Source organism: Shewanella frigidimarina NCIMB 400 (assembly GCF_000014705.1).
Lineage (GTDB): Bacteria > Pseudomonadota > Gammaproteobacteria > Enterobacterales > Shewanellaceae > Shewanella > Shewanella frigidimarina.
The window spans coordinates 3,465,090-3,481,573 of sequence record NC_008345.1; the positions used below are offsets into that span (position 1 = coordinate 3,465,090).

The window sequence follows — 16,484 nt, forward strand, 5'->3', positions numbered from 1 at the left end:
TTAATTCTCTTTCATATGATAATAGATCTGATTAACGCCTAAGCCACCACCGACACATTTGTTATCGCCAGCAGCACAACCATCATCACCCAAAAGATCTTTTTTGATCATATCATTTGCGGCATCGCCAATTCCGATTAAATACATATAGCTACTATCATCACCATTTTTAGGAATTACTAAGGTTGGAGTATCAGGAACCTGTTCGCTCATTTTAAAATAGTCTTGTGAGTTGCTGTAAACTTTCCCTCCTTTATGGAGATCTCGGCCGCGAAGACGTCCTTCACCTGGAACCAAACATGCATTTTCAGTTGCTCCGGTCTGAGGCACATAGGATGTAAAAAATACTTTTCCCTGCACAATTGTTGCGGCGGATAAAGATTTTTCACCAGCATCTGCGAAACGATAATACCAACCTCGCTTTAGGCCAAATGTGATTAATGCTGTTTCTTCGGTTGGGGACTCCGTAGTTACATCATATAAATCTGAAATAGTTAATGTATCTGGAACAGTATTCCCAGCAGCAGAGCTATAAGATTTAGAAATAATATTCCTATCTTGGAATACAAAAAACTTATCATTTCTACTTTTATTCAAAGGATTGGCTCTATGTCCACTCCCTACAACAACTGCATCGTAAGGGATGCTTTGGTATTGTTTTGAAGTGACACTATTATTGTTTATATCTGTATAAGTATGTTCAGCTACATTACTAAAAGCTGTTTGAGCTATTACTGGCTCAGAATAGAAACGAATATCAGATGTAAGATCCCCTCCTCCCATGCTCGCAAAATGATACGCACTCCATGGGTTTTGGGTGTCTGTCGGTAACCCCGGTAAATCTAAACGCCACACATTAGCACCAGTATCTGTTGCGTAAATGCGATCGGTTAATTGATCATTGTTACTATCTAATACTGCCACTTTGCTCGGAATACTATCAACAATGCCAGGCATAGTGGTATCTGAGCCTGAGGCACTAAAGCTATGGAGTTTAGATCCTGTTGCTGCATCTAAAATATATATACCTGCCCCTGTAGTGTCATTAGTACCTACACTGGCTCCGTCTTTGGTATTTGGATTATATCCGGCACCAATAACTAATACAGGTTTTGCTTTCCCGGTTGAATCTTTCCATCCAGATATTTTAGTGATTACAGGTTCAGACCAGGATTGTCCTAATAATGGATAATTACTGTTGTTTTTAACCCATAATAGAGTTGGTGCAGCATCTTTATTGGTTACATCTAAAGCGTAATAAGAAGTTCCACCTCTTCTCATTCCCATAAATATCCATGCTTTATTGACTTTACCATCAGCATCATATTCGAGATAAGGGACAGGTGAACCATCCATTCCATAGACAGAATGCACACCAGTTTGAGGGTTATCCCTTAAGCTTTTAATATTAGGTAATAATTCATGAGGAATAAAAGCCCATGATTCAGATACAGCACTGACACTTTCACCATTAACCTCTGACTCAATATCTTTAAACATATGAACAAAGCCATGGTTCGTTCCCATAATAATTCTTATATCAGGTGAAGTCGTTGTGCCATAATTTATGACCAGAGGTCTTGAATGAAGTGGATCGCCTAATATGTCCTGTCTAAGATAGGGGACTGTTGTTAAACCATATTTTTCATTATCAACATTCTGACCTTTTATCCAAGCTAAGGTGTCTTCGATACTATTTTGATCAACATTTAAGAAATTTGCCAATTGTACATCTGTTAAATTACCTTTAATTTTTGCATTGCTCTTTGTTAAAGCAACCAGCGGGCCAGAATCACTAGTATTTGTAAGTACCTTTCTTGTGGCGAGCCCAGAAGCATATTGGTAGTTATATCGCAACGCAGCAGCGACACCACCGTCATTAACATCATACCCTTCATAGTCTCCAGCGGCACAATCGGAATCGGTAGCCCATAATGAACATGCATCTTTAGCAATACGTCCATCACTAGAAAATGCTTTGATATTATTTTTGTCTAATACCTCTCCTGAAGAGCTAATCTTGAATTTTTTAAGGTTACCAGACCAGCGCGGCCCTTTGCCTGGTAAAAACATAGCAAAATAAGCAGAATTCCCCGTTTGGGTTTTATCAAGCACGACTGAAGGAGAAGAAAAGCTAGAACTGTCTAATTCGATAGCGGCAATAGCGCTAATTAAAGATGCTTGTAATTCGGCGGGGTCTAATGCTGAATAATATTTACCCCCACCTAATGCTGCTGTCGATATCAATATATCAACTGGTGCATCGGCGCTAAAACCGATTGTATAAGTGTTAACAACTTGGTCACCTTCTGAGTTTGGATTAACATCATTTGTTGCTAACCAATGAGCAAGGGGGGGTAACAAACTATAATTATCGTTTCCTAGACTTTCACTCCCAGGAACATCCGCATCTGTGGTTGTTGATGCAAGTCCTAATAGTGATTTTACTTTCCCCTGCGCATCAGTGTCACTAGTTGGGGCGCCATCAGTAATGTAGATTATCGATGCATTCGAGCCACATTTTTTACCTATAAATGGACTTATATAGCCATCTACTGATTCCGCGGTAGCATCATAACCAGGGTTATATTGAGCAGGATTTACTGGTGTTGACTCCTCTATCCACCCATTCCACTTTTTAACCCACTTCCATGTTTTATTTAGAGGGGTTGCAGCTACTGAATCATAAGTATCATGCCCATACTCTAATGGTTTGCCATGTAGATATAATGCTGCTTCATACAAGGTTTCACACAATGGTGTATTATTGCTTTTTATTGCGATGGTGTTCTTGACGATAGAAGCTAACGCTTTCTTATTATTAATATTACCAGTGTTAATTTTTGATACGACTCGCCCACCATCTTTATTTTCTGAAGAGCGATTGCTACCGCTAGCATTATAATTAAATAACATTAGACCAAGATCAACACCTGGTGTATTTACAATCACTTCATTTAATACACGTTTGGCTACTGTAATTCTGTCCGTATTAGTTGCTGCCGGCTTATTGTAATACCATTGCACATACTGCTGGGTAAACAATGTGATTGGTTCTCCGAGACCAAAATCGGTTAACTTGGCATTGTTGAGCGCGTTTCCATCATTTTTATAGGCATCACTTAAATCATCTACAGGGTAACCAGCACCAACACCACTTGCATTGGTAGTATCTCCCACAGCAATATCTTCATAACAATCTACTTTGGTAATATTGCTTCCATCACTTACAGGAAACTCTTGCCATTTACTGCCTTTATATTCGCGAAAATACCCCGTATAAATACCGAATTTTTGTAAAAATTCAACCGAAGAGTGACAACCATTTTTACTGTAAGTAATAAAATTAGTACTGTTGGCAGTTGGCACTGTACTTGAACTAGTTGAATAATACAGCTTGGTGCCTGAAGTAAGATTAGGCTGAACGAGAAAAGGGCTTGCGCTCATCGTGTTACCCATACTACCTGAAGTGTCTAATATAATGAGCACTTGAGGATTATCATCACTGCGCACAGATGACTCTAAAACATATAATTCGGTATCATCTGCAACAGCATTAGCTACAAAGCCCAATACAGAAAATAACATAATAAAAATCGGATACTTACTGAACATTTTAATTCTCCTTGAGCACTTCTTGCTCAACACCCATTGTCACAGACAGCTCTCCGTAACCACCTCGTCCGTAATTAACTGTGCTAGAAATTTCGACTCTTCGACAGTTAATTAAATTTGCAGCATTAGCCTTTTCAGTTCTTTGACAACTTACATCGATACCTGGATTATCTAGAGGCATAAGCGTAATATCTTGGCTACCGCTCAATTCCGCCACAGTTCTCTTTGGATCGGTAGTGGTACTAAATTGATACACCACACTTTTTGAAATAACAGTATTGAGTCCACCCAGAGCAAGCGATGTAGCAGCTAACCTATCACTACCAGCACCAGACATTCTTAAGGACTGTGTAGAACTAACCGCCAAAGCAACACCGATTATCGTCATTAATACTAAAACGATTAGAGAGAAAAACAGCACTATTCCTTGTTGATATTTATACGTCTTGATCATTTTCACACCTAAATTTGGTTTGACAACCTTACATTAATTTCTAATCAATACAGGATTCTCTAACACCACCGTTGTGGACAGCACCTTTCGTCGATAATGTTTATAATCAGTGTCGTTACTCTTATTTGGATTGACTGAACCCGATATTTCTTTATCACCTAATGTGTAGGTCACATCATTTTCATAACTACGATCAATCTGAATAGATCGAACCAATACGTACATTCTTAAAGCAACTAGACGTTGAAAACCTTGATTATCCCACATAAAAGTTGACACATTTTTCGCGGGTATAAAGGTATCTGGTGTCGAGTCGCCATCATTATCAAAACCATATAAAAAGTGGATATTCTCTATACCTTCAACAAGTTGCTCTTCGTTTGACATGCCACCTGAAATATTAAGACTCCGGCGTTTTAATACAGGGATACCTGAATCAGTTTCCACAAAATAGACTCTATGTTGATATTTCCACATACGACTATTTAATTTTACTGGCGGTGTAGCTACACTGCCATTAAAGAATTCAATTTCGTTAGCAGTAACTGAAGCATAATAACTGTTTGCATCTAACTGAGCGGCTAACACGGAAGGTCCAACAAGCCTCTTCACCTGTATAATGTCCGTTTTGCTGTCTGGAGTGAGAGGCGCACCACACACCATAGTTAACGAATTAGTATATTCATTTCCCCATAGCCTTCGAAAATGAGCAGGGACATTTTGAGGAAAAGTTGCATTATTAACCCCCTCACCAACACAGTCCGATGTTAAAACTGTCGTTGAGTTACTAGAATTAACATTCACAATAAGTTCTGTGCCAGTTATATCAGCAAAAAAACCCAGCTGACTGATATCTCTTTCCATAATAGCCAGAGCTATACGCCCATTCTCTTGTAGCTGATTGAATTGACCGGTAGTTGTCACATTGCTTGACGACATATTAAACATAGTGAAGATACCCGCGGTTAAAAATAACCCCACAAGCATGGCTATCATTAATTCAACTAAAGACATTCCACGATGTTTTATAGATAATTTATTCATCATATGGCTCATTAAAATATTGCCGTTTTAACTTCAAAAATTCTTCGCGTTGCACCAGAAGAATCACATGATTTTACTTCATCAGAATAATTCTCATTAGTACCATTAAACTTACGAACACTCTTCCATGTCATGACTATTACAACATCATTTGAATTAACATAAACACATGCTGTTGGTGTAGGTAAACCTCCAATACTGCCATCACTATCAACTTCAGAATCGCCAATAAAAGCACTCTGCCACTCATATAAATCCCACGCTCTCAATTCAGTATTAGAACAGCGATAAACTCCAGAGCATTCTGTGGGTTTTGTTAATGATTCTCCACTATAGTGAGTACCGGAGGACGATCCATAATTGCTTAATTCACTTACATTTAGACGCATACGATTGATTATATCATTAGCAAAATACGAGGCTTGGGTTTGCTGAAAAGACTCAAAACTGCCCTGTTTTGACATAATATGCAGATTAAAAATCCCAATGAGGCCTATCACTAGAATAACCAGTGATACCATTACTTCAATTAAGGAAAATCCATTCCTTTTACATGGCATGAGCGTCAAACTCCCTAAGAAAACCAAGAGTAAATACTCTCGATCTTAAATATCTTTACTTAAACTTGAACTATCATCTAGCATCTAGCATCTAGCATCTAGCATCTAGCATCTAGCATCTAGCATAGATAATAGCTGACTTAAATGTAATCAGATAGTATCTATCTTGTATGATTAATAGGTCAACACAATTTATCAGTATTATACTCGGTTTATTTTGTAAGCACAAAAAACCCGCAGCTTAAATTAAGCTGCGGGTTATTATTTTTAGATCATTGAAATTATTAACGTAATTCAGCAGGAACCGCAAATACAGTGTCTTCTTTACGGCCTTCAACTTCAGTAATAATACTTGGGGCAAGTTTAGCTATTGCGTTAACAACTTGTTGTACTAAAACCTCTGGGGCTGAAGCCCCTGCAGTTACAGCGACTTTCTTCACACCATCAAACCACATAGCCTCCACGTCAGCGGCGGTATCAACGAGATAAGATTGCGTACCCGTTTTCTCAGCCAGTTCACGTAAACGATTTGAGTTAGAGCTATTTTTAGAACCAACAACAATCAATAAATCAACTTCGGAAGACATACTGCGTACAGCATCTTGTCGATTTTGCGTCGCGTAGCAAATATCATCTTTACGCGGCCCCTCAATTGAAGGAAAGCGCTTTTGCAATGCAGTAATAATATCTAAGGTATCATCAACAGAAAGCGTTGTTTGAGTGACAAAACATAAGTTGTCTGGGTTATTAACCTGAAGATTATTAACATCCTCTGGAGACTCAATAAGATAAACACCACCTTTAGGATTATCATATTGTCCCATGGTGCCTTCAACTTCTGGATGGCCTTCATGACCAATCAAAATGCACTCGATACCTTTGCGACTTGCACGAGTCACTTGTAAATGTACTTTTGTCACTAACGGACATGTCGCATCAAAGACTTTTAAACCACGGTTTTTAGCTTCTTTGCGCACAGCTTGTGATACACCGTGCGCACTAAAAATAACAATGCTGTTGTCTGGTACTTGGTCAAGTTCATCAATAAAAAGAGCACCACGCTGTTTTAGATTTTCAACCACATATCGGTTATGTACCACTTCATGGCGTACATAAATTGGAGGTTCAAATAACTCTAAAGCACGCTCAACAATACTGATAGCGCGATCTACCCCGGCACAGAAACCCCGAGGATTGGCCAGTAAAATACTCAGTTCTGGAGACGTCGGATCAACTTTTAGCATGTGATACCTTTTTTACTCAGTTATGACACTGACAACTTCAAGTTCAAATGTAAGTGTGCGTCCTGCGAGGGGATGGTTTAAATCGACGGTAATTGAATCACCAGCAGTATCGCGAACGATACCCGGTATTTCACTCCCACCAGGCCCCGCAAAACTGACAATCACGCCGTCTTCAAGCTTCATATCTGCAGGAAAGCGGCTTCTGTCCATATAATGAATCGCATCAGGATTTGACTCACCAAAAGCGTCTTTTGCCGCTAAGGTAAATATGTGCTTATCACCTTCTTTCAAGTCTTTCAGTTCGTCTTCAAAAGCCGGACTTAGGCTACCGTCACCAATATTTAAACGTGAAGGTTTACCAGATGATTTTGTACTGTCGGCTGTGGAGCCGTCTTCCAGTACTATATTCATATGACATATTAATGAATGACTGTCTTGCTTACTTAAATCTGTCACAGTTAATCTTGCTCCTTCGATGGCTTTGCGTCGGGTCTAAATGATTCCCAAATGATCAATACCGCACCAATAAAGATGCCTGCATCGGCAATATTAAATGCAGGATAATGACTGGTATTCCAGTAAAAATCGACAAAGTCGATTACAAAACCATGCATTAAACGATCAACCAAATTACCTAATGCGCCGCCTATGACTAAGGTAAAGGCTAAATTACTGCGCCATAACGAATAAGATTGCTTGCGCAACCATATTGTTAACAAGGTACTAAAACCGACCGCAATAATGGTAAACAACCAACGTTGCCACCCACCAGCTTCACTTAAAAAACTGAATGCTGCACCGTAATTTCGCACGTAAGTGAAATTAAAAAACGGCAAAAGCTGTATAGACTCATACAATTCAAAATTGCTCAGGACCCATTGTTTAGATAGCTGATCGGCTAAAAACACCAATGCAGCTACCCAATACCAACGCAAGCCACTGTCTTTCCAAGTTAATGGCACAGTACTCATTATCAATGTTTCCTTAAGCGAATTCGCGTTGTTCGCCTTCACCTTCAATATTGGTCACACAGCGTTGACACAATGTTGGGTGAGCTTCAATGGTGCCAACCTCTTCACGATAGTGCCAGCAACGCTCACACTTCTCGGCGCTACTTTTGGCAACCACTAGTTTAAGCGAACTTAGTTCAGTTTCGATGGCATCGCTACCGGCTTGTGACATATCCGCAACAGCTGCTTTAGAGGTAATAAGGATAAATCGTAACTCATCACCGACTTTAGCTAACTCAGCCGCTAAATCGGCATCAGCGAACAATGTCACTTCAGCTTCTAGTGAACCACCAATACGTTTATCACGACGCGCTTGTTCGAGTACTTTGTTAACTTCATTACGAACAGTTAATAGTTTCTCCCAATAATCATCGCTTAAATCACTTTCAAGAGTGACGGCTTCTAAGCCTTGATACCATTCTTGGGTAAACACATACTTTTCACGTTTACCTGGTAATAATTGCCACACTTCATCAGCGGTAAAGCTTAAAATTGGCGTCATCCAGCGAACCATCGCCTCGGCAATATGATAAAGCGCAGATTGACAGCTACGACGTGCATGCCCTTCTTGCTTAGCGGTGTACTGGCGATCTTTAATAATATCAAGATAGAAACTGCCTAACTCTACAGAACAGAACTGCATGAGCTTTTGAGTCACTAAATGGAAATTATATTGATCGTACGCTTCGATGATTTCTTGTTGCAGCACTGCTGCACGACGAACAACCCAACGATCTAACGCGACCATGTCTTCAGATGCGATCATGTCCGTTTCTGGGTTAAAGCCATTCAAGTTAGCAAGCAAGAAACGCGCAGTATTACGAATACGACGATATGCATCAGCACTACGATTTAAAATCTCGTCAGATACGGTCATTTCGCCACTATAATCCGTTGCTGCAACCCATAGACGTAAAATGTCAGCACCAAGCTTATTGATTACTTGTAATGGAGCAATCACGTTACCAACAGATTTTGACATCTTGCGGCCTTTACCATCAACGGTAAAACCATGCGTCAATACTTGCTTATAAGGTGCTTTACCATTCATAGCGGTTGAAATCATCAATGATGACATAAACCAACCACGATGCTGATCGCTTCCTTCTAGGTACAAATCAATGTCATGTCCATGAAACTCTGGACGCGCTGCAACCACTGATGAAAATGATGAACCGGAGTCATACCATACGTCTAAAGTATCTGTCACTTTACGGTACTGATCTGCCTCATCACCTAACAATTCACTTGCCTCTAAATCCCACCAAGCTTGGATGCCTTGTTGTTCAATGCGATGCGCTACGCGTTCCATCAATGAAACACTGTCTGGATGTAACTCATCCGTTTCACGATGAACAAATAACGTAATCGGTACGCCCCACGTACGCTGACGTGAAATACACCAGTCTGGACGGTTTTCAACCATTTTTTCAATTCGGCTTTGGCCCCAATCTGGGATCCACTTGGTTTGTTCGATTTCTTTTAACGCTTGTGAACGCAAGCCATGGTTATCCATAGAGATAAACCATTGTGGCGTTGCACGGAAAATAATTGGCGTTTTGTGGCGCCAGCAATGCGGATAGCTATGGCGGATAGCAACATGCAGTAGTAGTGCGCCCTTTTCTTCTAACAGCGCAACCACGTTGGCGTTAGCTTTAAAAACGTGTTGGCCAGCAAAAAATTCAGTGTCTGGCTTATAAACACCATTGTCGCCAACAGGGTTAGCCACTTCTAAACCGTACTTTTGACCAACAACAAAGTCGTCCTGACCGTGGCCCGGTGCAGTATGAACAATACCGGTACCTGCATCAGTCGTAACATGGTCGCCTAAAATAGCTGGCACATCAAAAGCATAGAATGGATGATTAAAGCGCATTAACTCAAGCTCGGCGCCTTTCACTTCGCCTAAAATAGTGTGCGACTCCGCGCCATAACGCTCAAGACATGACTCAACCAGAACTTGAGCTAATATCAAGGTGGTGGTTTTACCCTCTTTCACAAATTCAACCAAGCTATAATCTAGCTCAGGACTCAGTGATAGTGCGCGGTTAGCAGGCATGGTCCACGGCGTGGTAGTCCAAATTGCCATCGCTACCGGTTTAGTATAATTCTCAACGCCAAATTTAGCGGCAACAGCTGAGCTATCAACTGCAAAAAAAGCCACATCGATGGCAGGAGATGTTTTATCTTCGTATTCTACTTCTGCCTCAGCAAGTGCTGAACCACAGTCGGTACACCAATGCACAGGTTTAACACCTTTGTGCAAATGACCACTTTCAATCACTTTTGCCAATGAACGGACAATATTCGCTTCGGTTGAAAAATCCATTGTTAGGTAAGGATTTTGCCAATCACCTAATACACCTAAACGGATAAAGTCTTCTCGTTGACCATCAACTTGAATAGCCGCATATTTACGGCATTCTTCACGGAACTCTGCCGCAGAAATTTTAACGCCTGGCTTACCGACTTTTTGCTCAACTTTAAGCTCAATCGGTAATCCATGACAATCCCAGCCTGGAATATAAGGCGCGTCAAAACCTGACATGGTTTTAGACTTAATAATGATGTCTTTAAGAATTTTGTTTACCGAATGACCTATATGAATGCTGCCATTGGCGTATGGAGGGCCATCATGAAGAATGAAAGGTTTACGGCCAGTACGGCTTTCACGGATCTGCTGATACAGCCCGTCTTGCGTCCAGCTATTTAACATTTCTGGCTCGCGATTTGCCAAATTACCGCGCATCGGAAACTCTGTTTCCGGCAAATTCAAAGTAAATTTATAGTCGCTCATTGATCCCATACCATTATTTAAAGCTGATTCATTTCAGCTAGCATCGTTGCTAAATAAAGCGCGAGCTTCATTTGCATCATTTAAAATCTGTTTTTTTAGCGCGTCCAATGACTCAAAAGGTTGTTCATCACGGATCTTTGCTACTAATTCCACTTCCACTCGTTTGCCGTATAAATCACCGCTAAAATCAAACAAATGGACTTCTAATCTGCAAGTTTGACCATTTACAGTGGGTCTAAAACCCACATTAGCCACACCATCATAAATATCGCTGCCATCCCAGTACAAGCGAACCGCGAATACCCCTCTGACAGGTACAACGTGTCGTTTTAAGGCAATATTTGCTGTTGGAAAACCGATTGTACGGCCTAATTTTTGTCCGTGAGCAACCTTACCACTTAAAATGAAAGGATGACCCAATAAACGTCTTGCTTGTTCTAAGTGTCCTAACGCCAGCTGTTCTCTCACTGCTGTAGAGCTTACTCGCAACGAACCAACAACAAAGCTTTGTGTACTGACTACAGTAAAGCCAAATTCTTTACCCGCAGCAACGAGCATATCGAAGTTGCCTAAGCGACCTTTACCAAAACAAAAATCATCTCCAACTACGAGATATTTAACGCCGAGCTTTTTAACCAATAACTCTTCAATAAACGCTTCAGCAGGTTGATTAGCAAAGGCTTCAGTAAAGTTGATGCAAAGTAGCTGATCAATTTTAAGCTCATCTAACAATCTAATTTTATCGCGTAGAAGACTAAGCCGCGCTGGCGCATCAGTACCACGAAAACGTTCTTGCGGTTGCGGTTCAAAGGTCATTAACATTGCAGGCAGTTGAAAATGATGCGCTTTACTCACTAAGCTGCTGATCACCTGTGCATGGCCACGATGGACACCATCAAAATTCCCAATGGTCAAAACGCAACCATGATGAGAAGGTAAAATATTGTGTATACCGCGGATTAATTCCATTACGCTCAATACTGCCTATTGCAAATCGGCAGATTATATACCCAAACCAATGTTAGATGCGAGTTTCAACCTCAGATTATTACACCGGATTTTGGATAACTTGCTGATATACCCTTAGTCATTCACATAGGATAAATTATCCCTGACGTTTAATTTTCCAAGGCCGTACACCCAATGCAAGTAAACTTAATAAATAAATAACCGCGCCACCAACAATTAGCTCAATCAACATAAACATACGTTCAAAGGTCTGCCATTCGAGCCATATACTTTGTTGCGGCATAAAATAAACAATGCCAATGGCCATTAAGGTGGTAGAAATGATGACTTTAAACGAGAAAAATAACGTCTGTCGGCTCATTTGATAGACGCCCGCTTTATGCAAACCTCGATATAATAAACCCGCATTTAATAGCGCAGACATTGATGTCGCGATGGCTAAACCCACGTAGCCAAATGGAATGGCAAAGATAAGGTTGAACACCATATTGCTGACCATGGCAATAATGCCATATTTAACCGGAGTTTTAGTGTCTTGGCGCGAATAGTATCCAGGAGCTAATACTTTAATCATCATGAAACTTAATAAACCGCAGCCATAAGCAACCAAACTATACGAAGCCATTTCAACGTCATTTAAGCTAAATGCGCCACGCATAAACAACACCATCAGCATTGGTTTAGCGAGAATAATCAGTCCTAACATAGCTGGAGTGCCTAACAGTAAAATGGCTTTAACTCCCCAGTCCATAGTTTGATTAAAGCCACTGCCTTGGGCATTAACATGCTTTTGCGATAATGCAGGCAAAATTACCGTCGCAATGGCAATGCCAAATAATCCTAAAGGGAACTCCAATAGGCGGTCAGCGTAATACAGCCAACTTATCGATCCCGTCATCAGGAAACTGGCTATAAAAGTGTCGAACAATAAATTAATTTGTGAAACAGACACACCAAATAACGCAGGGATCATTAAGGTCCTAATTTTTACCACCCCTGGGTGATTCCATCCCCACGTAGGCCTAACGAGTGCTTTCTCACGAATTAAGAAAGGTATTTGGAATAGAAACTGAATCAGTCCACCAAAAAACACACCCCAAGCCAAACCAATTTCCGGGTTTTCAAGTGTATGTGCATACCATAAAGCCACAGCAATAATCGCAACATTCAAAAATACCGGCGTAAAGGCTGAAACCGCAAAGCGCCCGCGAGTATTAAGTATCGATCCTGCTAGGGCTGTGAAAGTGATAAACCATAAATATGGGAAGGTAATTTTTAACATCACTGAAGCCAGTTCAAACTTTTCAGCATTCGGCCCATCATTTAACCAATCAACAAACCAGCCGCCACCAAAAAGGGCTGCTAATACCGGAGAACCAATAACACCAACCAAAGTAACAATTGTCACCAGTACACCTAAAGTACCAGCGACTTTACTTAATAACTCGCGAGTATCTTCTGGGGTCATTTTTTCTTGGTACTCAGTCAGTACCGGCACAAATGCCTGCGCAAAAGCACCTTCAGCAAATAAACGCCTTAAGAAGTTAGGTATTTTATTTGCAAAAAAGAACACATCAGCACTGCTGCCTGCTCCCATTAGATTTGCTATCACCACATCACGCACTAAACCTAACACTCGAGACATCAGCGTCATAACACTAACAATTAAGCCTGATTTAAATAATTTTTTGCTCAAACAGCCCCCGGACACTCAATCACTTGTAAGACAATTAATGGGTTTTATAACAAATATTCGATTATAACTCTGTCACACAGACTCAAGAGCTGGTAGAATGCGCCACATATTACACGAGTTGGGTTGAAGAAAGGCACGCTAGATTGGATTAATTTATCTTTATGATAAATATTCAGTTGCAGTCGTTGACAAGACGATAAAAAGCAGGCATATTCCTCGGCCTTAAAAGTATCAAATCCAGTTTTTAGGAGTTGCACCTTGGCTAATAGCAAGTCTGCAAAGAAGCGCGCGCTTCAGTCTGAAAAGCGTCGCCAGCATAACGCTAGTCGTCGCTCTATGTTACGTACATACGTTAAAAGAGTTATCGCGGCTATCAAAAGCGGTGACCATAAAGCGGCTACAGAAGCGTTCGCTATTGCACAACCAATTGTTGACCGTATGGCGACTAAAGGTCTTATTCATAAGAATAAAGCCGGTCGTCAGAAGGCTCGCTTAAATGCAAAAATCAAAGCTATCGCAGCTTAAGTTTTTGTAGATTAAGATTCAAAAAACCGGCTCAGGCCGGTTTTTTTATCACTAAATTTTACCTACCTAGCCTTCTCTTAACGGCTTTAGCCCCTAGAACCAACCTCAACAGCTTAGTATCAACATAATAATGTCAAAATTATTAATAATATGACCCTGAAAAATATCCTGATTAAAGCAAACTACTCTTGAGAACGTTTATAACGTTTTATTAATACAAATAAACCTGAACTCGGAATAGCAAAAGACACTCAAACAGCCATTTGTCTTCCTAACGGCGTTTAATAAACATGCCGACCCAATTATTAACATATAAGGAGTTCCTCTTGTTAATAACACAAATGACAAGTTTGATAGCGGTAGTGGCTAATATTAAGTTCTTTATCATTGTCCTTTTATCTCTTATCCCATGTTCGGGTTAATAAGAATGACGACAAATTAAGAAAGAGTAAAAAGCAGGATGGAAGTTTTCAATAATTTCAGCAGAAAATAATCAATTTTGATGGTAGGGGATGGTATTGACCATATTGATACATTGTAGGTTTGTGGTGTGAAGTGTCTGTTTGATTGCGATCAGTCTGCGACATGCTGCATTTATTAAACTTACAGAACTAAACGTCTTAACTTAAGACATCATCAATGAGATGCATCCGTTAAGACGTTTGCGGAGTCAATTTAATAACAATACATATTATTTAATACTTGAATTAACTCTTTTACCTCATTACTTTTTAATGAATAAAAAACGGTTTGTGCTTCTTTCCTGGTACAGACTAGATTGTCTTTACGAAGCCATGCCAAATGTTGAGATAAAGCCGATTGACTCAAACCCAACTTTTTATTCATTTCACCAACACACATTTCACCTTCATTAAGAAGATGACACAAAATAAACAATCTACGTTCATTTGCTAATGCTTTTAGCAATACGACCGCATGATCTGCTTGCTGCTGCATTTTTTCTATATTCATCACGCGCTCTTCTCCTCATCTAACCCCGCTCTAATATAGCGTTCCCTTACAAATAGAGTCGGGACATAAAGCACACTTTTTGGTAGATTGTTGTAAAAAATGAGACTTAGCTAAAATAATCAAAGGAAACTCATGAAAAACTATCAAAGAGCCTCTCTCGTCGGTGCCATTTTTGCCGCACTTATTGGCTGCCAAACAACGTCACCAACCAAATCAACAGCACCTCAATTAGTGATTAATGATTCTGATGATGCAAAAATTAGCCAACAATTAGCCAAACAGGCTTTATCGTCTCGTTTAAGTTATGACATAGTCGAATCACTCACTGTTGAAGTTGGGCCAAGATTAGCTGGCACGGATAAAGATATAGTCGCGGTAGATTGGGCTATGGAAAAATTGTGGTTGCTCGGATTTGATAAAGTGTACAAGGAGTCGGTTCAAGTTCCCGCATGGTCAAGAGGCAGTGCACACGCAAGTATCGTAGCGCCTTATGAGCAGCCATTAGTCGTTACCGCCTTAGGTGGTAGCGTGGCAACGCCTGTTAACGGTATTCAAGCATTAATTGTACGCTTTGACAGCTTAGAAGAGCTATCTAATGCATCACCAGGACGCATCGAAGGCAAAGTTGTATTCATCGACCACAAAACTGAACGCCATATTACAGGTAAAGGTTATGGCGAATCCGTAGGCGGCCGTTCTCGAGGAGCCATAGTTGCTGCACAAAAAGGAGCGGTAGCCATCGTTATCCGCTCTATTGGTACGGATCATGACAGAATGGCCCATACTGGTATGATGCGATATGAAGAAGGGACACCTAAAATTCCTGCGGCAGCAATGTCGAATCCAGACGCCGATTTAATTAATGCGATGTTAAAGCGCGATCCTAACATCACGTTATCATTAAATATGACCTCCGAAAATCTAGGCATAGCCACATCTTATAATGTCATTGCAGAAGTCACAGGCAGCAGTAAGCCTGACGAAATAGTCCTTATCGGTGCTCATCTAGATTCATGGGATGAAGGTACAGGTGCAATTGATGATGGCGCTGGTGTGGCGATTGTCACCACCGCAGCTAAACTTATCCAAGACTTACCACAAAAGCCAGCACGTACTATTAGAGTGGTATTATACGCTGCAGAAGAAGTCGGTTTAGTCGGCGGTAAAGCCTATGCAGCACAACATGCTGATGAATTAGATAAGCATTATATTGCCGCAGAATCTGATTTTGGCGCAGGACCAGTATACAAGATTGATTTTAACGTTAATGCCGCTACATTTGAGCAAGTCAAACAAGAACATTCTGCGATGACGTTAAACGGCGTCGAGCTAGGAAATAATGAAGCGTCTGGTGGCCCAGATGTTTCAATTCTTCCAGCCTTAGGTGTTCCAGTAGCGTCGTTAAATCAAGATGGTACAGACTATTTTGATTATCACCATACACCTAACGACACCTTGGATAAAATTGATCCCAAGAAACTAGCCCAGAGTGCTGCAGCTTATGCACAATTTGCGTATATGATGGCGCAATCAGAAATTGACTTAAGGCCTGTTACTCAGCAAAAAGAACAACACTAGTTGGTTTCTTCCAATCGAGT

At 40.5% G+C, this 16,484-nt stretch carries 13 protein-coding genes; 2 read left to right on the top strand and 11 right to left on the bottom strand.

The genetic code is table 11. The annotated features are described in order from the left end of the window. From SFRI_RS14910 to murJ, 10 genes are all read right to left on the bottom strand, one after another. A complete protein-coding gene (locus tag SFRI_RS14910) occupies positions 1-3,615 on the bottom strand; it encodes a pilus assembly protein (protein ID WP_011638331.1) in 3,615 nt (1,204 codons plus the stop codon). Between the two features lies 1 nt (position 3,616). Next, entirely contained in the window at positions 3,617-4,069 is a 453-nt protein-coding gene (locus SFRI_RS14915; RefSeq protein ID WP_011638332.1) for a pilus assembly PilX family protein, read from the bottom strand. Positions 4,070-4,102: 33 nt separating this feature from the next. After that, a complete protein-coding gene (locus tag SFRI_RS14920; protein ID WP_011638333.1) occupies positions 4,103-5,125 on the bottom strand; it encodes a PilW family protein in 1,023 nt (340 codons plus the stop codon). Further along, entirely contained in the window at positions 5,125-5,673 is a 549-nt protein-coding gene (pilV, locus tag SFRI_RS14925; RefSeq protein ID WP_011638334.1) for a type IV pilus modification protein PilV, read from the bottom strand. The genes SFRI_RS14920 and pilV overlap by 1 nt, the downstream gene beginning before the upstream one ends. Positions 5,674-5,957: 284 nt before the next feature. Beyond that, positions 5,958-6,887: a 4-hydroxy-3-methylbut-2-enyl diphosphate reductase gene (gene ispH / locus SFRI_RS14930; RefSeq protein WP_180957059.1), complete on the bottom strand. Its 930-nt coding sequence runs from the start codon at positions 6,885-6,887 to the stop codon at positions 5,958-5,960. Between the two features lie 42 nt (positions 6,888-6,929). Continuing rightward, positions 6,930-7,373, bottom strand: coding sequence for an FKBP-type peptidyl-prolyl cis-trans isomerase (gene fkpB, locus SFRI_RS14935; protein WP_011638336.1), 444 nt, complete (start codon positions 7,371-7,373; stop codon positions 6,930-6,932). Between the two features lie 2 nt (positions 7,374-7,375). After that, entirely contained in the window at positions 7,376-7,879 is a 504-nt protein-coding gene (gene lspA, locus SFRI_RS14940) for a signal peptidase II (RefSeq protein ID WP_041413659.1), read from the bottom strand. 22 nt (positions 7,880-7,901) lie between these two features. After that, on the bottom strand, positions 7,902-10,724 hold the full coding sequence (ileS, locus tag SFRI_RS14945) for an isoleucine--tRNA ligase (RefSeq protein ID WP_041413147.1): 2,823 nt from the start codon (positions 10,722-10,724) through the stop codon (positions 7,902-7,904). Positions 10,725-10,757: 33 nt separating this feature from the next. Beyond that, the gene (gene ribF / locus SFRI_RS14950) at positions 10,758-11,693 is read right to left on the bottom strand and encodes a bifunctional riboflavin kinase/FAD synthetase (protein ID WP_011638339.1); all 936 of its coding nucleotides are present in this window, start codon (positions 11,691-11,693) and stop codon (positions 10,758-10,760) included. A 136-nt stretch (positions 11,694-11,829) separates the two neighbouring features. Then, entirely contained in the window at positions 11,830-13,389 is a 1,560-nt protein-coding gene (gene murJ / locus SFRI_RS14955) for a murein biosynthesis integral membrane protein MurJ (RefSeq protein WP_041413149.1), read from the bottom strand. Positions 13,390-13,647: 258 nt separating this feature from the next. Here murJ and rpsT point away from each other — a divergent pair, with 258 nt between their 5' ends. Next, on the top strand, positions 13,648-13,914 hold the full coding sequence (gene rpsT / locus SFRI_RS14960; RefSeq protein WP_011638341.1) for a 30S ribosomal protein S20: 267 nt from the start codon (positions 13,648-13,650) through the stop codon (positions 13,912-13,914). 675 nt (positions 13,915-14,589) lie between these two features. On the opposite strand, the gene SFRI_RS14965 is transcribed toward rpsT, so the two are convergent. Beyond that, a complete protein-coding gene (locus SFRI_RS14965) occupies positions 14,590-14,886 on the bottom strand; it encodes an ArsR/SmtB family transcription factor (RefSeq protein WP_011638342.1) in 297 nt (98 codons plus the stop codon). A 132-nt stretch (positions 14,887-15,018) separates the two neighbouring features. Between SFRI_RS14965 and SFRI_RS14970 the strand changes: the two genes are divergently transcribed. Beyond that, positions 15,019-16,464, top strand: a complete 1,446-nt coding sequence (locus tag SFRI_RS14970) for a M20/M25/M40 family metallo-hydrolase (protein ID WP_011638343.1) — start codon at positions 15,019-15,021, stop codon at positions 16,462-16,464. Positions 16,465-16,484 lie beyond the last annotated feature (20 nt).